Below are 25,233 nucleotides of genomic sequence, written 5' to 3' on the forward strand. Positions count from 1 at the left end.
GCCAAGACATGGAGGGCTGGGCCTTACGGCGCGTTCTTGGCAAGGTTGATTTTCAGTACATTGGGAATTGAGCGGAACGTTAAACGGAACTTTCTTTTTTGTAGCCCTCGTAAAAATAGGACTGCTCAATGCCTTTGAAGATGACTTCCCTGTCGTCGATTCTGTCGGTCAGATTCGGCTGGAGAAGAGCACGGAGTTCCAGGTCGTTGATGGGGCTTCGTTCCATGGCCTGAATGTAGAGCGTCTTGTCCACGTTCTGCCAGTTCACCACCTGCCTGAGATGCTTTTTCAGCATCATGTCGAGCCAGATGCGTGCGGCGCGACCGTTCCCTTCCATGAAGGGATGGGCGACGTTCATTTCCACATATTTGGCGATGATCTCCTCAAAGGTGCCCTCCGGCATCTTTTCTATGGCTTCAAGCGCCGCCTTGAGGTATAGGCTGTTTGCAAAACGGAAATTCCCCTTGGAGATGTTCACTTCCCGGATCTGCCCGGCTAAGTCGTAAAGGCCGCCGAAAAGATACTCATGTATCTGCTGAAGGCCTTTTGTTGTACCTACTTCCATTCGGTCGATGTCACCGGATTCAAAGAGATGCTGAGCATTTTGAAGGCTTACTTCATCGATTTTCACCAGTTGCCCCTTTGATTTCTACGAATTCCTGTCCGTTCCTGTTGTCTGCAAGGTGAAGAATAGCAACATGGTAGGATTTTTCAAATACGTTTCGTGATAGTTTTGTATATCTAAAAATATTTTAATATATATTAATATAGCTAAAACAAAAAGTCGGTAACCGTACAGGCAACCGCCCTTTTGTTTTAGTATTCTTCTGGGAGAAGCATGGTGTAATGCTTGATGTCCTTTTCAGAGGCGTCGTCTTGGATAATCCACACCTTCAGTGGATTTTCCGTCCCAAGAAAGTACACGCCCATCACCATGCCTGATTCGCTTTCTAGGGCTCTCTTGTTTGCAGCAAGGTCACTGTCCTCAAGTTCGCCGTAGTTGCCGTCGGAAAATTTCCGAAAAGCGTCTATGGCGTCATCCAGTGCCTGCAAATCCCTTTTTCTGATCTCATCAAAAACGCCACAGGTAATTCTGTCGTGGTGCACAGGCACTTTTATCCTCCTGTAGTTGTCAAGTATCTGCATTGTGTATTGTTCAATCTTCGGTGAATTTATACTCACCAGAGATTTTTATCACTCGTGTAAAAATCTACAAAGGCATGAATTTCCTCGTGCAGATACCAGTATAGACCGAAAGACACGACTGTGATAAGTATCACTGTTCCGAGAAGTACATGAACGCAAAAGCATACCGGCAATACTATGCCTATGAGAAGGCCAAGCGCAACCGCTCCCATAGTATCTTTCAGAAATGCCATGTTTAACCAACCTTGTTTTGTACAGTACAGAACAGCAAGTAACCTTCAGAGCCTATATTCTTAATCTGCCGACATACGCCGTTGTCGGCCTGAGCCACCTCCGGGTAATCCTTCACGAAGTCCTTCCAGGCATCGTCTACAAACTCGGACAGATACTTTCCGATGTCCTTTTTGCTCTCGGGCTTGCCCAACTTGGAAAACACCGAGTACATGCGGGACTCATTGCAGTACTCCCTGAACTTTCCCTTCATAGTTTTGATAAGCTTTATTTCGTCCGTCTCATAGTTTCCGAGGGCTGAGGGCTTGCCAGCGTTTTCTACGAATTCAGTGCTTTTGTTTTTGAAACGAAGATTCCACTCTGCAGTTACGGGCTCTTCCAGCCAAGGCTGAATAACCACGCCTTCCATGGTATCACGATGCTTTTCGTCGTAGAAAGTGGTAATGCCGTTGTTGGGCATGCGGCAGGCATCATCGAAGCTTTTGAAGATGCCCAGTACCGGCACAACATATTTGCGCAGGCCAAGGAATTCCATGAAGGTCTGAAATTCACGGAACGCCATGCTGCGAGCCTTTCCGTCATCCGTAACAATGCTCATGCCGAAAAACCTGAACATGTATTTGTTGCCATAGTAAATACGGTTCATGATTTTCGGCCCGAAATACTCACCGTGAATAGTGAACTGGATCCCCGGCATGTTTCCTGCCTTCACACTGGTAACAAGCTCAATAAAGTCCCCGAACTCCTGCATGACGGATGCCTCTACATTGTAGAACGAAGCGCCTTTCCCGAGTATAGAGTTTCTTTTGGAAATGCTTCAGTTTCCTTCCTTGTCGAAATTCAGGGCAATGTTCGTACCGTCGATTTTCTCGGTTACAACCCAGTAGTTTATTTCTTTTGCCCTGAGAAAATCTTTTGCTTCCAGCCTTTTTGCGGTTTCCAAGTTTTCGATGTCCTTGAATTTGACGAACTGCATGACGTCCTCCTTTTTACGGATATTGCGTTCCTGCGACCCGACATTTAGGTCGCAGGCAACAAAAAACCCGGAGGATATGCTCCGGGTGACAAGTCTCAGTCTTATAACGAAGATTTATTTATTTTTTGTTGTGTACTGCATTGCGTGAAACAAGGACGCAATATTTGAATAATCATTTTGGAAAACTTTCTACAGAGGAAGACTATGTCCATCTTTCATGTGGAACCTATGAAGGGACGCGAGCATGTCATGCTCGCCTTTGCCGGAAAGGATAACCCCATTGAACTTCACTTTATGGAGGACGGTCGGGACTTCGATTGTTCTGCGGCCAGCTCTATACGTGTGAAGATTGGTGAAACGGTTATCGACTCTGAAATTGACGAAGATGCCTTTGATCGTACGGAAGATAATATCGGACACGTTGATCTGCTTATCAGCAACTATCCCGACATTACTCCTAAGGCGTACAACATGGCATGTGAAGTAGAGTTTCCCGAAGGTGAAGACCCTGGCAAAACCATCTATTTCGGTACGCTGCGCCTTATCGTGCAGAAGCCAGCTATGTAACTTGTTGGATCAGTGCCCAATATTTACGTGGTATTTGAATAACCATCAAACACATCTTATAAGGTGACTTTTCATGGATAAACTTGCTCAGATTCGCGATTCTGAAGTTCGCGGTGTTCTTGCTGCCTTTGTGGACAACGGCCTCATCAAGTGTGCTTCTCGCGAAGATTTCGATAATCTCGCCGAAGCCGTGTCTGCCAACGTCGGTTATGACTACGATATCAACACGATTGCTGATGTGACCGATGCACTGCTCAGCGACGACAATGTTAAGACTGCTGGTGAGCAGGATGATGAAGGTGCCGACGAAGGCATCGCTGACTGCATGAGCGCCATCGGCGAACTCTACATGAGAAAAACTGCAGGCGAAATCGACGACATCACCTTTGAGGAAGCTGCCGACGACCTGCTGAAGGAAGCAGGAGTTGTTGATACCCTCATGAAGCGCATCCGTCCTTCCCGTAGCGCCCGCGCAAAGAAGTATCTCAAGAATAAGTTCAAGAATGGAAGCAAAGCTCGCAATGCCGCGCTGATCGGCGGCGGAGCTCTGCTTGCTCTTGGCGGACGCAAGGCCGCTCCCTATGTGGGTAGAGCCGCTCGCGCTGCTGGTTCCAAGGCTGCGCCGTATGCCTCCAAGGCAGTGTCCAAGGCCAAAAGCCTCGGCGTGAACGGCGCGGGTACCATCCGTAGCACTCTCAAGAAGCTCCGTGGTGCCTAACAGACCTTTTTATCTACTATTCTTCCCAACTAGTGGCCTGTCTGAACAGGTTACTACAGGCGCATGATGCGGGCGTGCCGGGTAAGGTTCGTCCGCATTATGAAATGCATCTTCGGGTATGTCGGGCTGCTGCAGCGGTAATCTCAAGCAATATGAGCCCGGAAAATTTAGTTCATAAACAATCGGAGCAGAGAGAACAGCATGGCATTTCAGTCGTTTACAGACTTTCTGAAAACCTACGCTTACCCTTATCAGGCATGGGCATCCAAAGCCACAGGCAACGACATTCAGGAACCAGACCAGGACAAACTTCTGCAAGGCTGGGTTATTGAAAAGCCTAGGCTCAGGACTCATTAATTGCCAAAAGGGTAAAAAGTTCTTATTGTCGGCATAGGGAGGATGCCATGAAGGAACTTTTTTATCTTTCTCATGAACAGATTGCTCGTATCAAACGCTACTTTCCTCGTTCCCACGGCATTCCGAGAGTCGATGACAGGCGTGTCGTCAGCGGCATTATCTATGTCATCAAGCATGGCCTGCAATGGAAAGATGCCCCGCGCGAGTATGGACCATACAAAACTCTCTACAATCGTTTTATCCGCTGGAGCCGATTGGGTGTCTTTAACAGGATTTTTGCGGAGCTTGTTGAACAAAACGGCTCCACAACACGCTTGATGATTGATACCACACATCTCAAGGCACACAGGACAGCAGCAAGTTTGCTGAAAAAAGGGGCCTTTCCCGATGTATCGGACGCACAAAAGGCGGCCTGAATTCAAAACTCCACGCTGTCTGCAATGCCTTCGGTCAACCGTTGGCCTTCCATCTGTCCGGCGGTCAGGTGAGCGACTACAAAGGCGCTGCTGTCCTGCTTGATACTCTGCCGCAGGCCAGGGAGCTTCTGGCGGATAGAGGCTATGATGCCGACTGGTTTCGTCATGCCTTGTCCCGTAAAGGAATCACGCCGTGTATTCCTGGCAGACACAGCCGAAAAACTCCGGTGGTCTATGACAAGGAGGTTTATAAGCAGCGGCACAAGATAGAAATCATGTTCGGCCGACTCAAGGATTGGCGCAGAATAGCCATGCGTTATGACCGTTGTGCACACACGTTCTTTTCGGCCATTTGTCTCGCTGCCATTGTCATCTTTTATATTTAATGAGTCCTGAACCTAGTCAGCGTATTCGTTGCTCCAAATATCAAGAAAGGCATTTATCGTCAAATCCAACAAATGAAGTTTTTTCAGGAACAGAAATCCCTGCATTGAACCTAAAACAATGCAGGGATTTCTGTTAGAATTGTCTAATTCTAGCCTATCCAGCTTGCTATAATGGGGATTGGATAGCTGGGATTCTTGCCTTGAGGAATGATGTGGAATTTTGGGAGATTATGGGATGACGATTTGACCGAGGAGAGCATTTCAACCTTTTTCGAGAACAGAGCCTAAAATAATAATTAATTGGTGTTCGAGCAACAGTTATTCATAAAATATTTATCATGTATAAAAATACATATAATTATTGTTGATATTATAGTAATTATGTGTATTTAATGAATGTTTATAATATATATTAATGATATATATAGCTCTTGAATAAGTCATGATATGTCTGTTTCAAAAATAAACATTTAGAAAATGCAACAGAATCTGTACGGATCTGTGCATGGCACAGGCTGCCCTAAAAGCATGACATTCAGCATTACAAACAGTTCCGGAAAAGATCGCTGGAGGACGGATGTCTCACGGTGGCTTTTGCCGCACTTTCCCATTTCTTCCTTGCTCCGCCACTTGGTGAGTAAGTGATATCTGTATGTTTTATTTAATTTTTTAATATAGAAGCTCTAGAAATTCATGCCTGGAGGTCTGTTTTCGTGCTGGAGAAGAACGTTGCTTTCCGGGATGGATGCAGCATGTGGAACAACATTTGCATAGTCTTCAGGAAAATCATCTATTCGTCGTCGCGTTCTTCAGGGGGAACCTTCGCAAAGCGCCTGTATGATTGTGTGCAGAGCCGCAGCATTGGAAAAGTCGTCGACGGAAGAACTTTTGGGGAGCTGTTATGGAGAGTGAGGCCTTTGAAGGCATGCATGATTTCCGTATGAGGGAACTTCGTCTGATGCATGTTCCTGTCGGTATTGCCTTTCTTCGTTTTGAGAAGCAAGTGGAGGAATGTCGAAAGCGGCATGATTTTTTCGTCCTGTCCATTCGGTTACGTTTTGCCAGGCGGAACTCGGAGCCCGTATGGAAGGGCTGAACATTCTCCTCGATATGGGCAGACTCGGGTGCAGAAGCCCCCGCATAGGATTTGTATTGAAGGCTGTGAAGCCAAGCGATGTTGAAGTCCATTTGAAATTTTGTGAGAGCTGGGCAGGCGTCGGCAGTTCTGACCGGCAAGCCGCCGCTGGCTGAGGTTTTTGCGCCTCTGGAGAGATGGGGCGAAGCTCCCGATGTTGTGCATTTCTGCTGCGACAATACGCAGGCCTGTCATCTTCTGAACGACTGGATGGCAGTTAAAAACGTTCATCTTCTTCGGCCAAGTTTGTGCGTCAACTCTTCGGTGTGCGGGGCGCAGTATTGACGATGACGACGCGGCAGGCCAATATGACGCTTGCGTGCGCAGGACGCTATAATTCGGTCAAGATGGAACGGGGAGAGAGTAATGTCATGATTCCCGGAGAGCACGTCGGCGACATGGTGCGTCGCATGGAGCGCCGTGTTGCCGATACGGGCGGCGTTTCTCTTACTCGTAACGGTCATCCATTTCCCGGAGCGGACATCTGTCAGAATTGTCCACTCATTGTTTTTTAATCTGTTGAGGGCGGATCCGGCGTTTTGGGAGGTCTTTCCGACAGCAAAAAGACACGGACTTCTGCCCCGGGAGTAAAATTATGGAAGACGATTCCAAGCATGAGGCAAGAAAAAAGCTGATCGACCACATCTGCGACATGGAGTGGGAGATGTTCGACAAGGTTCAGAACAAGGGCGGACGCGCAAGCTGTCAGAACGACGCCGGGTTCTTCAAGAAGATGCGGGAATGTCAGTTCGGAGACTGGAACGACGAAATGCTGCTGAGCTACAGTTCCGATCTCATGAACGCCCGGGATGAGGGCCGCAATCTTCCCATGGAGAAGTACGCCTTCATGATGGAGCACACATGCCCGGCGGAGTTTGCGGAGCTGAAGGACAGTCTGCCGAAGATAGACGAGGAAAAAGCCGCGCTCATTCGGGAAATAGTGGCCGCGCAGGTGGAATGGGAACGGGATGTGGATCGGCAGTATCCGTACGTGCGGGGCGGAGGGCGTCCGCTGACCAGCGATAAGGACACTCCGATGACGACGTCGTTTGAAACCTATCTCACCGGGGAATTGAAGACGTATTCCACGAACACGCTGCTGCTTTATGTGGAATACGTACACAAGCTGAAGGAGGCCGGAGTGAATCTGGCGCTTCTTGCTGCGGAACGCACGGTGCGCGCCTACGGATACGAGTCTCTGGACGACGCGGAACAGAAGACGCGCATGAAGGTTGAGCGCATGGCGCGCTGAGCCGCAGGAAAACAGCGTCGGGCCGGGAACGCCGCATGACGGATTCTGTCCGACGTTTCGGAAAAAGCAAGAGGGTCGTCCTTTCGGGCGACCCTCTTTTTGTGTTTGCGCATCGCAGGGAGAAAGCGCTGCGCAGATCAGCGATTACTCATAGCGGGGCTTTCTCTTCATGTGATTGCGGAACCATCCGGTGATCGAGTTGATGACCACGAAGAAGGTGGGAATGAAGAAGATGCCGAGCGAGGTGGCGCACACGGTGCCCCAGAACACGGCGGTGCCCACGGCGTGCTGGCTGGCGGCGCCGGCGCCCGAGGCCGACATCATGGGCAGCACGCCCAGACCGAAGGCCAGGGAGGTCATGAGAATGGGGCGCAGACGGATGCGGCAGGCTTCCACGGTGGCGTCGATGAGGCTTCGTCCTTCCGCCTGAAGGTTTCGGGCGAATTCCACGATCAGGATGGCGTTTTTGGACGAGAGGCCCATGACGGCCAGAATGCCGACCTGGAAGTACACGTCGTTGGTGAGATCCTTGAAGTAGGTGCCGAGCACGGCGCCGAGAATGCCGAGCGGAATGACCAGCAGCACGGCGAACGGGATGGACCAGCTTTCATACAGGGCGGCCAGAGCCAGGAACACGACCAGCACGGACAGGGCATACAGCATGGTGGTCTGCGAGCCGGCCATTTTTTCCTGATAGGAAAGGCCGGTCCATTCCATGCCGAAGGAGTTGCCGAGCTTCTTCACTTCATCTTCCATGATGGACATGGCGATGCCGGAAGCCACGCCGGGCATGGGTTCGCCCTGATATTCGAGGGCGGGCATGGCGTTGTAGCGCTGGAGCACGGCGGGACCGAAGGTCCAGTCGGTGGAGTAGATGGCGTTGAAGGGAACCATTTCGCCGGCCGCGTTGCGGAAGTGAATGCGGTTGAGGCTTTCGGGATTCTTGCGCACGTCGGCGTCGCCCTGCACGTACACCTTCTTCACGCGTTCGTTGTGGACGAAGTCGTTGACGTAGGTGCCGCCGAGCATGGTGGAAACGTCGGCGTTCACGCTGGAGAGCGCGAGGCCCATGCTGGTGGCCTTGGCGTTGTCCAGATGAATGTTGAACTGCGTGATGTCGTCCATGCCGGTGGGGCGGATGTAGGCGATCTGCGGATTGGCGAAGGCCGCGCCCATGAGCTTCTTGCCGGCTTCCACGAGCTTTTCGTGACCTACGCCGCCGCGGTCCTGCAGTTCCATGGTGAAGCCGTTGGTCATGCCCAGCGAAATGATGGCCGGGGGAATGGCCGCGATGAACTGACCGTCGAGAATGCCGGCGAAGCGCTGGCGTATGCGGGCGGCCACGGAAGCGGCGTCCTGTCCGGGCTTGGTGCGGTCGGCGTAGTCCTTGAGCTTCACGAAGCCCATGCCGGTGTTTTCCGCCACGCCGCCCATGCCGTAGCCGGCCACGAACATGTAGGAAACGACGTTGTCCTTTTCTTCATTGAGAATGTAGTCCGAAACCTTCTGGAACTGCGACTTGGTCTGTTCCAAAGTGGCGTTCGGGGGCATCTGCAGCATGGTGATGATGGCGCCCTGGTCTTCCGAGGGAAGGAAGGACGTGGGCAGCTGCTTGTACACGAGGCCGAGGCCGCACACGAGCACGGCGTAGATGATCATGACTCTGCCGCCGCGCTGCACGATGGCGTGAACGCCGCCGGAGTAGCGATGCTGGTTCTTGGTGAACATGCGGTTGAACCAGCCGAAGAAGCCGTGCTGAGCGCCCTGGGAATGGGGCTTGAGCATGCTGGCGCAGAGCGAGGGGGTGAGGATAAGGGCCACGAGCACCGACAGCGTCATGGCGGACACGATGGTCACGGAGAACTGCCGGTAGATCACGCCCGTGGAGCCGCTCATGAAGGCCATGGGCAGGAACACGGCGGAGAGCACCACGCCGATGCCGATCAGCGAGGAGCTGATTTCGTCCATGGATTTTTCCGTGGCGGCGACAGGATCGAGATGTTCTTCCTGAATCACGCGTTCCACGTTTTCGACGACCACGATGGCGTCGTCCACGAGCAGACCGATGGCGAGCACCATGGCGAACAGGGTCAGCGTGTTGATGCTGTAGCCGAAGGCGAGCAGCACGCCCATGGTGCCGAGCAGAACGACGGGCACGGCGATGGTGGGAATGATGGTGGCCCGGAAGCTCTGAAGGAAGAGCCACATGACGAGGAACACCAGAATGATGGCTTCCACGAGGGTTTTCACCACTTCGTGAATGGAGGCGAGCACGGGGGGCGTGGTGTCGAAGGCCAGTTCGTAGGCCATGCCGTCGGGGAAGTAGTGGGAGAGTTCCTCGATTTTGGCCTTCACGAGGTTGGCGGTTTCGAGGCCGTTGGCTCCGGGGGCGAGGGTGACGCCTATGCCCGAGGCGGGATGGTTGTTGTAGTAGGTGGTGATGCCGTCAAGTTCCGTGCCCATGGCCACGCGGGCCACGTCGCGGATGAACACGCGTTCGCCGCTTTCGGTCACCTTGAGCAGCACGTTTTCAAACTCGGTGGAGTTGCGCAGCAGGCTCTGAGCCTTGATGATGACGTTGAGGGCCTGATCGTTCTTGCCGCCGATGATGTTGGCGCCGAGCTGACCGGCGGTGACTTCCATGTTCTGGGCGGTGATGGCGTTGCGCACGTCGGAAGGCGTAAGTTCGTACTTGGTCAGCTTTTCGGGATCGAGCCAGATGCGCATGACGTACTTGCCGCCGAACACCTGCACCGTGCCCACGCCCTGCGTGCGGCTGATTTCATCCTTGATGTTGGTGCTGATGTAGTCGGCAAGGTCGATGTTTTCCTGACTGTTGTCCGGCGAGTAGAGGGTGATGACCATGAACATGTTGTCGTTGCCCTTGGACACCGACACGCCGTAGCTCTGCACGGCGGAGGGCAGCTGCGACTGCACCTGCTGCACCTTGTTCTGCACCTGCATGTGGGCGACGTCGGGGTCGGTGCCCACCTCGAAGGTGAGGGTGATGGTGGACATGCCGGAGGAGTCGGACTTCGACTGCATGTAGATGAGGTTATCGATGCCGGTCATGTTCTGTTCGATAACCTGGGTGACGGTCTGGTCCACGGTGGTGGGGGAAGCGCCCGAGTAACGCGTGTTGATGCGTATGGAGGGCGAAGCCACTTCCGGGTACTGCGATATGGGCATGGTGAAGATGGCCAGCACGCCGAAAAGCATGGTGACGATGGCCAGCACCCACGCGAATATGGGGTGATGAATGAAAAAACGGGAAAGCATTACTTGCTGCCTCCGGCCGCCTTGGCGGCTTCTTCTTCGGAAACCACCTGCACGGGCTGTCCGCCGCGGGTGTTGTGAATGCCGTTGAGCACGATTTCTTCGCCGAGATTGAGGCCGCTCGTCACGTACCAGTCATTGCCGATGGCGTGGCTCAGGGTGATGTTGCGGCGTTCGGCCATGCCGTCCTTGACCACATAGACGTAGGGCAGACCCTTGAGATCGCGCAGCACGGCCTTCTGAGGCGCGAGCACGGCCTGATCGTCCTGCCCCATGACCACGTTCACGCGAACGAAGAGGCCGGGCAGCAGCACGTTGGCGGCGTTGGGGAACTCGGCGCGCAGGGTGACGGTGTTGGTGGTCTGATCCACGTTCACGCCGGTGAAGTTCAGATGGCCGGCGGCGGGGTAGTAGGAGCCGTCGTGCATGGTGAGCGTGGCCTTGATGTTGGCGGGATTCACGTCCTTGAGATCGCCGCGCTCGCCGAGCTGCTTCTTGAGGGAGTAGAGGTCGTCGGACGACTGGGAGACTTCCACGTATATGGGATCGGTCTGATAAATGGTGGCGAGCGGCGAAGCCTGACTGGCGGTGAGCAGCGCGCCCACGGTGTAGTTGCTGAGGGTGATGCGGCCGCTGATGGGGGCGCGCACCTCGGTGCGGCGATAGTTGATTTCCGCGGTGTCCACGGCGGCCTTGCACGACTGCACCGACGCTTCGGCCTGACGCAGGGTGGCCTTCACGTCGTCGTAGTCCTGCTGACTCACGGACTTGGTCTTCAGCATGCTGGCGGTGCGGCGTTCGCGCAGGCGGGTGACGTTGAGATTGGCTTCGGCGCTGGCGAGATCGGCGCGGGCCTTGTCGAGGGCGGCCTTGTAGGTGTCGGGCTCGATGCGGTAGAGCACGTCGCCTTCCTTGACCATGGCGCCTTCGGTGAAGCAGCGTTCCTTGAGAATGCCGCCCACTTCGGGGCGCACTTCGGCCCAGCGGTAGGCCACGGTGCGACCGGTGAGTTCTCTCTGAATGTCCACCTTGTGGGGAGTCATTTTTACGGTGGTCACGCGGACGGTGCGGGCCTGGGGCGCCTGAGCGGCGTTGTCCTTCTTGGATATGAGGCCGCTCAGCTGATCGCAGCCGACAAGGAGGAAGGGAAGCGCCAGCAGAGCGGGCGCGAGCTTAAGAATTCTGACCATTATAACATGCTCCTTGGGTAAGGATGGAGTAGCGGGTTATTCCTGCCAGCCGCCGCCGAGGGCGAGGCACACTTCGGCGATGCTGACGAGATGATTGGCGTGAGCCACGGCAAGGGACTGCTGCGCGGTGAACAGATTACTTTCCGCGGTGAGCAGTTCGAGGTAGGAGGCGAAGCCGTTGTCGTAGCGGGTGCGGGCGTGCATGACGGCGCGGGAGAGGTAGTCCACCTGACGGGTGAGCGCGCCCACGGAATTGGCGTATTCGGTCTGGGAAACCAGCGCGTCGCGCACGTCCTTGAAGGCGTTCTGCACGGTGAGCTCGTAGGTGGCCACGGCGGCCTTCTTGGCGGCTTCGGCGCTGTCCACGGTGCGCTTGATGGTCCAGAAGTTGAGCGGCAGGCTCAGGCTTCCGCCGACGCTTGCGTACTGATTGGTGCTTCTGAGCAGCTCGTTGAGTTCAAGGCTCGCGCCGCCGAGCAGACCGGTGAGGGAGAACGACGGGAAGAACGACGCGCGCGCCGTGCCGATGTCGTAGTTGGCGGCCTGAAGGTTGGCTTCGGCCTGGCGGATGTCGGGACGATGCTCGAGAATCTGCGAGGGAATGCCGGAAGGCAGGGCGGGAGTCTTGTCGAGGGAGGTCATGAGTGAGGCGGGAGCCTTGAGACCGCCCATCTTCATGATTTCCGCGGGCGAGCGGCCGAGCAGCACGGCGAGGGAGGTTTCGGCGGCGTTCTTGGCGATTCTTGCGGAGGCAAGAGCGTTGCGCGCGGTTTCCACGTTGGCGCGGATGCTCAGGATGTCGAGATCGCTGATCTGTCCGTTGTCGAAGCGGTTCTGATAGATTTTCAGGGAATCTTCGCGGTTTTTCAGAACATCGCGGGCGATTTCCTCCTGCCAGGTGTAGGCGCTCAGCCAGAAATAGGACTCCACGGTGCTGGCGGCCACGGTGAGAATCACGTTGTCGCGGGCGGCTTCGGTTGCCACGAGAGAAGCGCGGGCGGATTCCGCGGCGTTCCAGTATTTGCCCCAGAAGTCGAGGGTCCAGCTTGCGGCGAGCGCGCCTGAGAAGGTGTGGGTGTTCTTGCCGTTGTTCTGCATGGCGGCGGGCGAGGTGGCGGAGCGCGCCATGGTGCGCGTGCCGTCGGCCGAGGCGGAAGGCACGGGCAGCAGCGCGTCGCGCGCTATGCCGAGCCCGGCCTGCGCCTGATCCACGTTGGCCATGGCCTGGTCGATGTTCTTGTTGTGCGCGAGCGCTTCTTCCACCAGCGCGTTCAGCGTTTCGTCGTGGAAGCGCTCCCACCACTTGGTCTGAAGCGCCTGCGACTGCGAGGCCTCCCACGTTTGAGGGATATCCATTTCCGGACGCTGATAGTCGGGGGCAAGGTTGCACCCCGCAAGAAGCAGCATGAATGCCGGAGCAAGAATCGACAGCATTTTGACCATAAAAAGGCTCCTGTATCCTTTGAAATGAGCAATATGCCGGAATTTAACGGGATTTTCTGGAAACGGCGTGGGCTGCGCTGCCTGTTTCCGTCGCGTCCGAACCGGCATCTCCCTTTTTTGGAGAGGGGGGCGTCATTTTGATTGAGTGGACATACCTTATCTTTCTTGTTATAAAAAATCAAGAAGCATCAATATTTTGATAGAAAAAAGAAACACTATGTCAGGCTGGGGAGGGGAAACTTGAACTGGACCATAGAGCAGTTGCGCGCCTTTGTCACGGCCGCCGAAAAAGGATCGTTCTCTGCGGCGGGTCGCGCCATGGGCAAGGCGCAGTCTGTGGTGAGCACGCACATTGCCATGCTGGAAGACAGTCTCGGCGTGGAACTTTTCGATCGTTCGTCGCGCTCTCCCGTGCTCACCGAAGCCGGTCGGGCGCTTCTTCCCGAGGCGCGCGCCGTGCTCCGGCAGAGTCATCGCTTTGATTCCTGCGCCATTGCCCAGTACAGCGGCGAGGCCGTGCTGCTCAACATCGTGGTGAGTCACGGCGTGCCTTTTCAGGGGATATCCGAGGCGATGGCGTCGCTGACGGAAAAATATCCTTTCCTGAGCGGAAGTTTTCACATCGTGTCGCTGGACAGCGTGTGGAAGCAGGTGAGCGAGGGAGACGCGCAGATAGGCATTGTGGGCGGGCATCTGCCGGAAACCAAGAGCAACTGTGAAGTCGTCTGCCTCGGTCAGCTTCGCTACTGTCTGGTGGCTTCGCGCAATTCGCCGCTCGGTCAGAAGAAAAACGTGACCGTGGAAGATCTCGCGCAGTATCGGCACATCGTGTTCAACCGTTCGCGCGCGGAGCGGTATCTGCTGAACTCTCAGTACTGGGAAGTGAACGACGTGGTGGCGGCCATGTACTGGGCGTCGCTCGGCATAGGCTGGGCCGTGGTGCCGCTGGGGCTGGCTCAGCGCATTGCGCGCGACGAATCCATGAAGAACCTCGTCATTCTCGACATGGACAACATGTCGTTCGTGGCGCACAACATCTATCTCATCTGGAACAACGTCTTCAGCCGTCGCGATATTCTGGAAGACCTCTGCCGCGATTTGAAGACCTACTATCAGCAGGCCTTTGAACAGGGCGACAACATGTTCTGAGACGATCCGGGCAAGCGGTCCGAACGCTCTGCGGGGCGAGCGCCCCGAACATTGACCTCCATTGGAAGCGCCGCCGGCGCACCGAGCCCGTCCATGAGACGGGCTTTGTTATTTAAAGGATAAGGGCGGAGTCTGCGTGGGGGATATGCGCGTTCCGGAGGCACGCTCTTGGCCTCTCGAAACATCGGCCGGGGAGGAGCGGCGTGCGGGGGGCTGTCCGGCGCGACGCCGCAGAACGGGCGGCGGCGAGACGTCGGGCGTCGGGAGCGCTGCTCCGGAGGCAGGCCCCCCGGTGTCGGCAGCGGGGCAAGAGAATGCAGGGCCGCAGGCATCCTTGCGAGTTCATGCGGTTGCCGGGCGCAGACTGCAACGCTCAGGCAATGACGCATGCAGGCTCTCCGACGTCATGGCTCTGCATTATGAAATAAGACAACAGATGTCCTGTTCGGTTTTGCATAGGAACGTTTTTCTTTATCCGGGCCTCATCCGGGGCGCATCGGAACGCAAACAAGGCGAAAAAAGAGGGCCGTTCGGCGCTTTTTATTCTAAAATGCGTTTTGTGAAAAAATAAATAAAATATTACAATGAGATAAAATATTTTATGTTTATAATTTACAAGCGTTTTAGCAGTATATATAAGTTTATTGATAATTTTCCTTTTCAAAGGAGATTAAGACGTGTTCAACGTACCTGTGCAGACAAGTGTCCGGGGGAAAAATGCAGGGCTTTGGAGCGGAGCGGTCGGAATGCCTGCCTCGGCTTCCGGCGACAAGGAGCGGAAAAGAGGCGCGGCGCTGCGGAAAAAGCGTTCTGCTGAACGCCGGGAGAACGGTGGGTCGCGGAACAACGTTCCGCCGCGGGAAGGCGCTTTGTTGCGGAGCGCGCTGACGAAAGAGAGCGACGGGCGAAAGGTCCGGCGGGCGTTTTGGCCCGCGCAGGGCAGAGCACCTGAACATACGACTTTTTGGGGGAAACATGACGCCGTCGGACGCGGCAGGGAATGGAGCGGCGTCGGATGCGGAAGTCATGCGCTGAGGCGCGGCTCCGGATCGCCCGGCAGCATGGCGACGACGGGGGAATCCGTCCTGGCGGCGGACTCGGGAGCCCTGAGGGCGGAGCGCTCCTGGTGGCGCGTCACGCCGTTGTCGAGTCGTTTGGTTTCGGAGCGTTCGATGACGGCAACGGAGCGGGAGGTAAAAAGGTCAGCGCCTGGCGACGCGTCGGGCCGTGACGTAGTAGCGATCCCAGTAGTTGACGGAGAGCGATTCAATGCGCACGCGGGCCCGGGGCTTGGGACTGTGAATGAAACTGTTCTGGCCGACGTAGATGCCCGTGTGGTAGCCGGAGCGCGGAATGCGGAAAACCACGATGTCGCCGGGGCGCAGGCTGCCGCGGGAAATGCGTTTGCCCGCGCTGGCCTGATCGCGGCTGATGCGGGGCACGGAAATGCCGTTGCTTGCGCAGGCCCAGTACACGAGGCCGGAGCAGTCGAAGCCGCGCGAGGGCGAGGATCCGCCGGATACGTAGGGACGGCCGAGCTGACTTTTGGCCGTGGCGGCGATGGCCGCACCGCTGCCGGAAGCGGCGCTCGGCTGTTGATAAGTCGGTCTGTAGGTCTGTTTGCCGCAGCCAGCGGTCATGAGAAGGGCCACGCACAGAAGAAGCAGCGGAACATACCGATAGAGGGAATGATCGCGATGTGTCGTCATGACGGACCTGCCGGAGTTGAAAGTGTAACATTTCTTTTGTAGGTCATCCCGGGGCAACTTGCAAGTGCGGCCTCATTTTCATGTTGATGTTGTATAGTTATTTTTAATAGTTGTATAAAACAATCCTTGAAATGACGAAATTGTTTATTCAATTTCATAATATTTCTATAAGATGATGTGGTATTATTTTTTTCTGTTTCTTTCTTGACGCAAAGTATCAAAAGTGAAATACACTGTTATCAGTGTTTTGTATTGCTTTCTCATGAAAGTAACAGGATTATGTGGCGGAAAAGTTGCTTTCTGTAAAATTGAGGAGGAATTTATGGTATCGGAACTTTCCACTCTCATTCACAATCTTGTTCTGGACAATCCCGTGCCTGCGAAAGACCTGGCAAAGGCCATCGGCAAGCCGTATTCCACCCTGCTCAGGGAAGTGAATCCGTATGATACGGGAGCCAAGCTCGGCGCGGAAACACTGCTGCAGATCATGATGCAGACCGGCGACACCAAGCCGCTGGAGTACATGGCGGGCAAGCTCGGCTATTCGCTGGTGGCCGCCAGAAGCGACGCGCCGCACGTCACGCCCGGAGCCTTTCAGGGGGCCGGTTCCGGCGTGAACGCGTCCGTTCCCGCGATGGATGGACGTCAGAACGGCGAAAAGGAACATCGGGCCTGATTCGATTCTGCACGAAACGGACAGGAACAATGGGCGGAGGCAGAGGGGAAAGCTGCCTTCGCCTTTTTTTGTGCGCTGGCGGGGGAGAGGGGCATTGCGAAAGGCATATTCAGATTTTCGCTCTGTGCGAACTCCTGCGGCAGAGCGCGATGATGCGACGGCGGAATACTGGAGCGAACGGGTCGCGATGAATATTTGATGTAAAAAGTGCGTCGAGGCAGGGCGTTGCCTCGGTCGTTTCTGAATATTTTTTGTGCGAAGAACGGCAGGCGTGAGCATCCGAGTGTGGGGGAAATGGTTCGTGGAGTCCGTTTTTCGCGAATTACGGGGGTGCTGCAGGCAGAAAATTACGCGGGAACTCGATACTGCCGTGCGGAAAAAATCGGCAGGCGCAGAGTGACGGCCTGGACAGAGAATGTCGGAGAGCTCCGGTGTGGGCGGAGCACGCTTCCTTTTTTGCTGCCTGAGGAAAATGTTGGCGGCGCTCACTTAAAGGAGAGGCGTCAGTGACGACGGTCCTGAGGAAGTGAAAAGGCCCCGGCAGACAGGTGGTTGTCTTGCCGGAGCCAAGGAGGAGTTAACGAAAAAGGGCGCAACTGTGTTGCGCCCTTTTGGGAACCGGACACCCGGCAACAACCGTTACCGTTGCTTCCTTTCGGACCTGGCGGGGTTGGCGGCGCGACCGCCGTCCGGTTCCCGGAACTCATAAAGCGAAAGACAGTATAGACGGAGGCGGGGGAGATGTCAAGATCGGGCGGTATGCACGGGCGTTGCTGTGTGCCGTGTCCTGTGCGTCGGGGGAGCGCTGAGCATCGGAAGCCCCGCTGGTCATGGTTGCAGAAGTTGCTGTCGAAAAACGTAGAATGTGCGTCCTCGTCCAGGCGTTCGTCCGGAGATGTGACGTGCTGCTGCTCGGGCGCGGAAACGTCTGGAGAAAGGGAACTGACGGGGCAGAATACGGCAGGTCGATCGCGCATGAGCACAGCTTCGGAAAGAAAATGGGGAAGGTCTGAAAAAAATGCTTGCCAAGGCATGGGCTTTGCTATACAAAGACAGCTGTGCCCAGGTGGTGGAATTGGTAGACACACTATCTTGAGGTGGTAGCGCCGAATGGCGTGGGAGTTCGAGTCTCCCCCTGGGCACCATTATGAGAGCGAGAGCTGCAAGCTTAGGTTTGCAGCTCTTTTCGTTTAATACTCTGACCATTGAGGAGACGGAGGCTGACAAAGCAGAAAACCAACCGCTAAGGCGGAGACCACAAATGGCTATTCCTTAAAACGACTTCTTTATAAGACTGAGTCCGTTAGAATTAGGTCTCATATCAAAAGAAGGCGCGTGCCTTCTATGAGCAAGAGGGGCTTTCCCCGCAACTTCCCGCCCCGAAAGTTTCCCCTGATATCTTTGCGGCAGTATTGCTAACATTTCGTCGTTTTCGGGCCCGCCTGCTCGGATGTTCCGAGCCCCGGGTACGCATGGCTGCCTGTCCGAAAACGTTCAATCATCCTCCATGCCCGACAAGCAGGAGCTCCGCCGAGTCTTTGGAACGAACGACGGCGTCGGCATCGGGGAACAGCCGCAGGGAAGGAATATTGATATGCGTCGGTGTCTCATCGGCCGCACAACGACATATTATTTTTGTGCAGCACCCCCTTATGGTACTGGACGAAAGGTTCATTCCTCTCTATTTTTCTGTGGCCCGCGTCTTGGAGGGCGCGGGAGAGCTGTGCCGAGCCATAATCGGTTCCTTTCGTCCCACGGAGTGTTCATGTCTGTTTCACCTTTTAAAAGCGCCGGAGCGCGCTTGTTCATGGCGTCCATTCTTGGTTTTCTTGCCGCCATGGGGCCGTTGTGCACGGATTTCTATCTCCCCGCCCTGCCGGACATGGCGGCGGAACTCGGCAGCGCGCCTTCACAGATGCAGCTCAGCATTACGGCCTGTCTGCTCGGACTTTCCCTCGGGCAGATCGTGCTCGGCCCCCTCAGCGACGCCAGAGGCCGCAAGCTCCCGCTGCTCGTTTCCCTGGCCGTGTTCATCGTGGCCTCGTTCCTGTGCGCGGAGGCCTCAAGCGTTACCGAACTCATTGCCCTGCGCTTCATTCAGGGGCTGGCGGGCAGCGGCGGCGTGGTGCTTTCCCGCGCCGTGGCCTGCGACTTGTTCCGCGGCACGGAGCTGACCAGGTTCTTCTCCCTGCTCATGCTCATCAACGGCGTGGCTCCCATCTTCGGCCCGGTCATCGGCGGACAGATTCTGCGCTTTTCCAGCTGGTCGGGCATCTTTTTCTTCCTTTCGTTCTGCGGCGCGGCTCAGTTTTCTCTGGTGCTCTTCGGCTGCCCGGAAACCCTTCCGCCGGAAAAACGCATTCAGAGCGGCATGGGGCAGTCCGTGCGCGCCATGTTCCGCCTGTTCGGCAACCGCGTCTTCCTCGCCTACATGCTCATTCAGGGCTTCGTCATGGCGGGCTTTTTCGGCTACATTTCCGCCTCGCCCTTCGTGCTCCAGAATATTTACGGACTCTCCGCGCAGCAGTACGCCCTGTGCTTCGGCTTCAACGGCCTCGGCATCATGATCTTCGCCCAGATCACGGGCCGTCTCTGCACCGCCTACGGCGACAGGGCCGTGCTCGGCGTCGGCGCGGCGATTTCCCTGTTCGCTTCGCTGTGCGTGCTTGCGGTCGGCGCGCTGCATCTGCCCGCAGTCTTCATGATCGCGTCGCTGTTCCTTTTCGTGTCGTGCATCGGCATCACCACGACCACGAGCTTCTCTCTGGCCATCGCTTCCCAGACCGAGGGCGCGGGCAGCGCGTCCGGCCTGCTCGGCGTCACGTCCTTCGTGTTCGGCGCGGCCACGTCGCCCCTCGTGGGCCTCGGCGGCGCCGGCACCTCCCTGCCCATGGCCGTCGTGGCCGTGGCTTCCGGTCTGCTCGTGCTGTTCTTCTTCCGCATGGCCGGCAAGGCGCGTCGCGCTTCCTCCCGTCGGTCGTAGCGCTGCCGGGCGGATGGCGGCATCCGCCCGGCAGTCGTTTTTGTCCGCGCTCTGCGCCGGGCGCGCATGAGGCGCATGCCGTAAAAAAGGGCGGCTTCCTTCGGGAAGTCGCCCTTGCGTCAGGCGCGGCACGTCGGGGAGGAGACATAGGAGTCCGCGTTACTCTTCCGCCGCCTGAACGCTGACGTTGCTTTGAACGTGCATGACATGCACGGCGCAGCCCAGTCACGGATCAAAGGCGCGCACCAGCCGCCCGGCGTTGACCGGACTGTCTTCGTAGGGCACGTTCAGCCCCACGAGCGCTTCTTCCATGGGGCCGCGCAATCCCACGTCGTCGCGCGGAGAGGCGTTCCACAAGGTGGCGGGCAGCACCTGATAGAAGCTCAGACGTCCGTTTTCCACGCGCAGGCAGTGCATGAGCGAGCCGCGCGGCGCTTCGGTGAGCGAGAAGCCCGCGGCGTTCGTCAGGCGCGGCATGGGCGCGAGCGGATCTGTGCCGGGTTCAAGGGCGTCGAGCCAGCCTTCCATGGCTTTGGCCACAAACCATGTTTCCTCGGCCCTGGCCAGATGTCTGCCCATGATCGAAAACACGAAATCCTCCCCGAGCTCCCGGAACGTGCGTGCCCGCACTCCGAGGTGTCTCGGCGCAAGTTCCCGTCCCATGGGGGAGAGTTCCATGTTCCCCACCCACATGCGCGCGTGCGGGCCCACTTCCATGGGCATGCCGTTGTAGCGCGCGGCCTTGGAAAAGCTGTAGGCTCCGGCCTTGTTCAGATCCACGGCGAGCGGCGGCGCGCTGAACGGACTGCCGCCCGACGACGCCGTGAACCACGAATACCGCACGTTTTCCATGACCTTGTCCGGCTCGAAGGGGTATTCCCTGCCGCCGGCCCACACGCCCGGCCGGATGGCGTACTCGCCGGTATCCGGGTGCGGAAACACGCCCATGCACATGGCCGTGGCCCATCCCTTGCCCGTGTGGGCGAGATCGTCGTAGCGCTGCGAAAGCAGATACAGCAGCGGCACGTAGCGCGTTTCCACAAATTCGCGCACCGTCTTCAGGCGGGAGCGGAATTCCTGAATCTGTCCGGCCGTGGACGGAGCCGACGTTCCCCCGGGCACGATGCCGTGTACGTGGGGCATGCGTCCGCCGAAGATGGCCGACATTTCATGGCACAGCGCGCGGATGTCCAGCGATTCCAGATACTGATCGAGCATCATGCGCGTGGCGGCTTCGCCGAGGCGCAGATCGGGATGCTTCTGCCGCGGCGCAAAAGGCGCGGCGTCTGGCCCCTGAAAGAAATCCTGACTCGATAGCTGATAAAAGCTCAGAATGTGTGACTGCAGAAAGTTTGCGCCCTGCATCAAGTTTCGGAGCAGCCTGCCCTCGCGCGGCGGGGTGAGCTTTGCCGCGTCTTCGAGCGCCATGCACGAGGCGAGCGCGTGGGACACCGGGCACACGCCGCAGATGCGCTGCACGATTTGCGGTGCGTCCATGGGATCGCGGCCGAGCAGAATGTTTTCAAAGCCCCGGAACATGCCGCCGGTGAGCCAGGCGTCCTTCACGACGCCGTCGGCGACGTCGAGACGTGCCTTGAGATGGCCTTCAATGCGGGTGATGGGATCAATGGCGATGGAAACGGCCATGACTTCTTCCTTGCGTTTGGCTTGCGCTTTTCCTGACGGATCGGCGCAGGTGTGAATGACGGTCGGCGGAGCTGCGCGTTTGCGCGGACCCGGAAATCGATGCTCTCGGCGTCTTTGCACGTCGGAGAGCTGTGCGGCGAGGAGCCGGGCTTTCGACGGCAGGAAGGCGGCGCGGCGTTACCAGAGGTTTTTCTGATAGAACGGCGACTGCCCGTCGGGAAAATCGGGCTGCACGCAGCCGATGCACAGCGCGTTTTCCACGCACCAGTTCACGCGGCCGTTCCAGCGGCGCAGGGGCGAATCGCACCACGCGCCCGGGCCCTTGCAGCCTATGCCGTAGCGGCAGCCCGCCTTGTCGATGAGGCTTTTGGCCATGGTTCCTTCGTCGAACAGGTAGAGATAGGGGCAGTTTTCGTGCGTGGTGTTGCCGTAGAAGGCCCGCGGACGCCCCCAGGCATCCAGCGAGGCGGCCACTTCCTGCACGCCGTCGGCAAGGCCGCGCCGTTCTATGGCGTCCAGCAGAATGAGAATGGAGCCCACCATCCAGTCGGGATGGGGCGGACAGCCGGGAATGTTGACGACGGGCGTGCCTATGCCTTTTCTGCGGAAGAATTCCTGCACGCCCACCGCGCCGGTGACGGAGCCGTGAGCCGCGGTCACGCCGCCGTAGGCCGCGCAGGTTCCCACGGCAAGCACGACGGCCGCGTGCGGCGCAAGTCTTTCCAGCATGACGGAAAGCGGAAACTCTTCGTGCCCCGCTTCGCCGATGATGCAGAATCGGCCGTCCTCTTCTTCCGACACCGCGCCTTCCTGCACCAGCACGAATCCGCCGCTGTTTTCTTCCGCCGAGCGCAGCATGAATTCCACGGCGCCTTCGCCTTCGTCGGCCATGAGCGTGGGATGGAAGTCCATGCGGATGACGTGCAGCAGCACGTCGGCGATGCGCGGATGCAGACTGTTCAGGATGGACACGGAACAGCCCGTGCAGCCCATGCCCTGAAGCCAGAATACCGGAGGCCGGACGGCCGTGAGGGTTTCGGCCAGCGCCTGGGGCACGCAGGGGGAGAAGGCGCGGGTGACGCCGCCGAGCGCCGCGGCCATGAGGGATGTGCGCAGAAACGATCTGCGGGAAAAGGGCGGGCGGACGCCCTGAATGTCGTTGTCCATGGAACCTCCTCGCGGGGGAAAGCCCTTGCGGCAAGCCTGACGCACTCGCGGTGATACGGCCATGATTTTCCCGACGAGGCGCAGCTTCGACCGGCGTCGCCTGGTCCGGGCGGGGAGAAACGGGCCATCTTTACGTCCGGGAGGTCAGGAATCCGGCATGGCCCGAATGAGGCGGACAGGCCGCGAAGGTCGGTTTCGGTAAGCGGGGAGGCGAGGCGCAGAAGGACGTCTGCCGCCTGCCGGCGTCGGGCGAATCCGCAGTGTGCCGGAATGCTTTCGGAGAGCGCGGCGAATTATTCCGACAACCTGGGAGAATCACAAAGAAAAAACAGCAGTAATGATTTCTTATTGACAATCGTTCTTATTATTGTTACTACCGAATCACCAGTGATATTGAGGAGCAAACATGTCCAAGACAAGGATGACGAACCAGCGTCGAATCATTCTTGAGGAACTGCGAAAGGTGGACACTCATCCCACGGTTGACGAGCTGTACACCATAGTCAAGGCCCGCATGCCGCACATCAGTCTGGGAACGGTCTATCGCAATCTGGATCTTCTGGCTGAAATGGGCGAAGTGTTGAAAATAGACTCCGCCGGGAGCATGCGTCGTTTTGACGGAAGAGTGGAACCTCACCGCCATGTGCGCTGTCATGTGTGCGGACGCGTGGCCGACGTGTTCACGGACGGGGAGGATGAGCCGGGAATCGGTTTTCTCCGCGTTCCCGGATTCAAGATAACCACCGTGCGGGTGGAATACGACGGCATTTGTGAAGAGTGCGAGCGCAAGTCCGCCGAACTGGCGGACGAGATGCAGGGTGCGAACCAGAGGCGCGCCTGTTGACAACCCCCTCTGCCTACCATCAGGAGAATCTTCCATGAAATCTTTGAAGGGTACCCAGACTGAAAAGAACATTCTCATCGCCTTTGCCGGCGAATCTCAGGCCCGCAACCGCTACACCTACTTCGCCTCTCAGGCCAAGAAGGACGGCTATGTGGAAATGCAGAAGGCCTTCGAGGAAATCGCCAATCAGGAAAAGGAACACGCCAAGCGTCTGTTCAAGTTCCTGGAAGGCGGCGCCGTGGAAATTACGGCCAGCTATCCTGCGGGCGTCATCGGCAGCACGCTCGACAATCTGAAGGCCGCCGCGGCCGGTGAAAATGAGGAATACTCCGACATGTATCCTTCCTTCGCCGACGTGGCCGACGCCGAAGGCTTCCCGGCGATTGCCGCGGTCATGCGCAACATTGCGGTGGCTGAAAAGCATCACGAAGCCCGTTTTCTGGCGTTCGCCGCCGCCATCGAAGCCGGCACCGTGTTCAAGTCCGAAACTCCCCGCGTGTGGCGCTGCCAGAACTGCGGCTATGTGCATGAAGGTCTTGAAGCTCCCGAATCCTGCCCCGCCTGCGCGCATCCGCGCGAATACTTCCAGGCTCTGTAAGAGTCGCGACGAAGCCTCGAACCCGACCGGAACTTCCGGTTGCCGCTTCGCGAGGGGGACGTCCTCCCGTCCCGGCGCGAGGCTCGACGTCGCAGGTCCGGGCCGGACGGCGGGGTCCCCGTCCCGGCCCGATGATGTTTCCTCGGCGGTCTCTTTATGGGGATGTTTCTGCCGCGGGTGATGCCGTGAGCAGACGCTCCCTGAGAGACGTTCCCCCTTCTCTTCGGAGGAGGGGGAATTTTTATTAAGGCCTTCAGGCAGTTGAGGGAGCAAAGGCGACCAAAGTTGAACATCATTCGCCCAGTGGGTGGAACACAAAACGGTTATCCCGGAAAACACCTTTTCGATAAGGCGGAGTAATTCAGACTCCTGATAACATCGAAAAGGTGTTTGTTTATATATGCAAAAAATATTAATATATATTTAGCATTGAGCAGGGAAATATTCTTCTATGCTGTAAAATACATTAATATTATTGATATGTTAAAATGTAAAAGGGCCTCGAATTGAGAAGAGTAGGCCGACGCCCTTGAACTCAGTCGCGGAACAAGCCTGAGCAAAGCTGAAAATTCATCATAGTTTAGATGCAGTTGTTTTTTTTAGTGAAATGGGCTGAAGGTGACTATTGTCTGACTTTTTTACCAAAGTATTGTTCGGATAAATGTGGGAGTGTGTCGGACAGGCGTGCAGGAAATAGAGCCTTTTTCATTGATGGGAACGTCCATAAAAATGATGGAGATCTTTCTCTGCCATGTTTTGTGCTGGATCATCCGAGATTATGAGGCTGTGAAGGCAGCATGCTGTCGGTCCATGATGATCATGTACTTGAAAAGAACTTTTCCCCTCTCACCTGAAACGGCGTCGAAACAGGATATTCGGCATAGATTTAGGTCTGCGGATATCAATGCCGCCCCGTATTCCCTGGTGGCGCAGAACTATCTTCGGAAGAGTTTTTTGCTCAGGTATGCTTCCGGAAAATATTTCGTCCCGCAGAACGGGAATTTTATAATCCTGCTATGATCCCTACGGGGGAATTTTTGAAATATCAAAGAAATGTTCTCAAGAATAGTTGGGAGCTTTTTTTGCCATGACGGCTTTTCCTCAAGTAATTTTGTCAAAAGCGGGACGCTTCGAGCACAGGCCGGCAGTAGGCCATTAACACAACGGGCATCGATGTCACCGAAATGTTTTTTCTGGTCTTTTTTACTCGATCATTCCTCTTATGCGGAGTATTGCTGTCGTAGCGGATCGACACATGCTCCTTTCAGCGTGTTTTCCACTTCATTATGTCTGCCTTTCTATGGAACGGAACAGACCGTTTGATCAGGTAACGCAAAGAGGGACTGATATGGCAGGCTGCATCTTAA

19 protein-coding genes, 1 tRNA gene and 1 other RNA gene are annotated in these 25,233 nt (G+C 56.4%); 10 read left to right on the forward strand and 11 right to left on the reverse strand.

What is annotated here, in order from left to right:
* Positions 1-79: 79 nt before the first annotated feature.
* The 4 genes from ABGT79_RS10440 to ABGT79_RS10455 form a co-directional block, all read right to left on the reverse strand.
* A complete protein-coding gene (locus tag ABGT79_RS10440) occupies positions 80-631 on the reverse strand; it encodes a protein adenylyltransferase Fic (protein WP_346666121.1) in 552 nt (183 codons plus the stop codon).
* Between the two features lie 185 nt (positions 632-816).
* Positions 817-1,146, reverse strand: a complete 330-nt coding sequence (locus ABGT79_RS10445) for a hypothetical protein (RefSeq protein WP_346666122.1) — start codon at positions 1,144-1,146, stop codon at positions 817-819.
* Between the two features lie 235 nt (positions 1,147-1,381).
* A complete protein-coding gene (locus tag ABGT79_RS10450) occupies positions 1,382-2,128 on the reverse strand; it encodes an RNA ligase family protein (RefSeq protein WP_346666123.1) in 747 nt (248 codons plus the stop codon).
* Positions 2,129-2,194: 66 nt separating this feature from the next.
* Positions 2,195-2,353 carry a hypothetical protein gene (locus ABGT79_RS10455; protein ID WP_346666124.1) on the reverse strand — a complete coding sequence of 53 codons (159 nt, stop codon included), beginning with the start codon at positions 2,351-2,353 and terminating at the stop codon, positions 2,195-2,197.
* A gap of 204 nt (positions 2,354-2,557) precedes the next feature.
* Between ABGT79_RS10455 and ABGT79_RS10460 the strand changes: the two genes are divergently transcribed.
* The 4 genes from ABGT79_RS10460 to ABGT79_RS10475 all read left to right on the forward strand — a co-directional run bounded on the left by ABGT79_RS10460 (position 2,558) and on the right by ABGT79_RS10475 (position 7,184).
* Positions 2,558-2,920, forward strand: coding sequence for a hypothetical protein (locus ABGT79_RS10460; protein WP_346666125.1), 363 nt, complete (start codon positions 2,558-2,560; stop codon positions 2,918-2,920).
* A gap of 73 nt (positions 2,921-2,993) precedes the next feature.
* The gene (locus tag ABGT79_RS10465; RefSeq protein ID WP_346666126.1) at positions 2,994-3,638 is read left to right on the forward strand and encodes a hypothetical protein; all 645 of its coding nucleotides are present in this window, start codon (positions 2,994-2,996) and stop codon (positions 3,636-3,638) included.
* 404 nt (positions 3,639-4,042) lie between these two features.
* Positions 4,043-4,797 (forward strand): IS5 family transposase gene (locus tag ABGT79_RS10470; RefSeq protein WP_346664755.1). Its coding sequence is split into 2 segments (ribosomal slippage): positions 4,043-4,376 and positions 4,376-4,797, totalling 756 coding nucleotides; the frame shifts between segments, so codons are not numbered across the junction.
* Between the two features lie 1,730 nt (positions 4,798-6,527).
* Entirely contained in the window at positions 6,528-7,184 is a 657-nt protein-coding gene (locus tag ABGT79_RS10475) for a DUF4125 family protein (protein WP_346666127.1), read from the forward strand.
* Between the two features lie 144 nt (positions 7,185-7,328).
* Here the strand turns inward: ABGT79_RS10475 and ABGT79_RS10480 are convergent, their stop codons facing one another.
* From ABGT79_RS10480 to ABGT79_RS10490, 3 genes are read right to left on the reverse strand one after another with little or no spacing between them, the layout of a single operon-like run.
* The gene (locus tag ABGT79_RS10480; RefSeq protein ID WP_346666128.1) at positions 7,329-10,463 is read right to left on the reverse strand and encodes an efflux RND transporter permease subunit; all 3,135 of its coding nucleotides are present in this window, start codon (positions 10,461-10,463) and stop codon (positions 7,329-7,331) included.
* Positions 10,463-11,650, reverse strand: a complete 1,188-nt coding sequence (locus tag ABGT79_RS10485; RefSeq protein ID WP_294486909.1) for an efflux RND transporter periplasmic adaptor subunit — start codon at positions 11,648-11,650, stop codon at positions 10,463-10,465. The genes ABGT79_RS10480 and ABGT79_RS10485 overlap by 1 nt, the downstream gene beginning before the upstream one ends.
* A 36-nt stretch (positions 11,651-11,686) precedes the next feature.
* Entirely contained in the window at positions 11,687-13,093 is a 1,407-nt protein-coding gene (locus ABGT79_RS10490; protein WP_346666129.1) for an efflux transporter outer membrane subunit, read from the reverse strand.
* 240 nt (positions 13,094-13,333) lie between these two features.
* Here ABGT79_RS10490 and ABGT79_RS10495 point away from each other — a divergent pair, with 240 nt between their 5' ends.
* Positions 13,334-14,242, forward strand: coding sequence for a LysR family transcriptional regulator (locus tag ABGT79_RS10495; protein ID WP_294486915.1), 909 nt, complete (start codon positions 13,334-13,336; stop codon positions 14,240-14,242).
* Positions 14,243-15,444: 1,202 nt separating this feature from the next.
* Here the strand turns inward: ABGT79_RS10495 and ABGT79_RS10500 are convergent.
* Positions 15,445-15,951 (reverse strand): C40 family peptidase, encoded by a 507-nt coding sequence (locus tag ABGT79_RS10500; RefSeq protein ID WP_346666130.1) that lies wholly within the window; start codon positions 15,949-15,951, stop codon positions 15,445-15,447.
* 322 nt (positions 15,952-16,273) lie between these two features.
* Between ABGT79_RS10500 and ABGT79_RS10505 the strand changes: the two genes are divergently transcribed.
* On the forward strand, positions 16,274-16,627 hold the full coding sequence (locus ABGT79_RS10505) for a phage regulatory CII family protein (RefSeq protein WP_346666131.1): 354 nt from the start codon (positions 16,274-16,276) through the stop codon (positions 16,625-16,627).
* Between the two features lie 606 nt (positions 16,628-17,233).
* Here the strand turns inward: ABGT79_RS10505 and ffs are convergent.
* An RNA gene (gene ffs / locus ABGT79_RS10510) (signal recognition particle sRNA small type) lies at positions 17,234-17,329 on the reverse strand.
* A 358-nt stretch (positions 17,330-17,687) separates the two neighbouring features.
* On the opposite strand from ffs, the gene ABGT79_RS10515 reads away from it, so the two are divergent.
* Both ABGT79_RS10515 and ABGT79_RS10520 read left to right on the forward strand, forming a co-directional pair.
* Positions 17,688-17,772: transfer RNA gene (locus ABGT79_RS10515), tRNA-Leu, on the forward strand.
* A gap of 662 nt (positions 17,773-18,434) precedes the next feature.
* On the forward strand, positions 18,435-19,610 hold the full coding sequence (locus ABGT79_RS10520) for a multidrug effflux MFS transporter (RefSeq protein ID WP_346666132.1): 1,176 nt from the start codon (positions 18,435-18,437) through the stop codon (positions 19,608-19,610).
* Between the two features lie 225 nt (positions 19,611-19,835).
* Here ABGT79_RS10520 and hysA read toward each other — a convergent pair whose 3' ends face one another.
* The gene (hysA, locus tag ABGT79_RS10525; protein ID WP_346666133.1) at positions 19,836-21,257 is read right to left on the reverse strand and encodes a NiFeSe hydrogenase large subunit HysA; all 1,422 of its coding nucleotides are present in this window, start codon (positions 21,255-21,257) and stop codon (positions 19,836-19,838) included.
* Positions 21,258-21,434: 177 nt separating this feature from the next.
* Complete coding sequence (locus tag ABGT79_RS10530; RefSeq protein WP_346666134.1) at positions 21,435-22,424, reverse strand: hydrogenase small subunit; 990 nt, start codon at positions 22,422-22,424, stop codon at positions 21,435-21,437.
* A 406-nt stretch (positions 22,425-22,830) separates the two neighbouring features.
* Between ABGT79_RS10530 and ABGT79_RS10535 the strand changes: the two genes are divergently transcribed.
* Positions 22,831-23,268 (forward strand): transcriptional repressor, encoded by a 438-nt coding sequence (locus ABGT79_RS10535; RefSeq protein WP_346666135.1) that lies wholly within the window; start codon positions 22,831-22,833, stop codon positions 23,266-23,268.
* Between the two features lie 34 nt (positions 23,269-23,302).
* Positions 23,303-23,866, forward strand: a complete 564-nt coding sequence (rbr, locus tag ABGT79_RS10540) for a rubrerythrin (RefSeq protein WP_346666136.1) — start codon at positions 23,303-23,305, stop codon at positions 23,864-23,866.
* Positions 23,867-25,233 lie beyond the last annotated feature (1,367 nt).

The sequence above is a fragment of the uncultured Mailhella sp. genome, from assembly GCF_963931295.1.
Classification (GTDB): domain Bacteria; phylum Desulfobacterota; class Desulfovibrionia; order Desulfovibrionales; family Desulfovibrionaceae; genus Mailhella.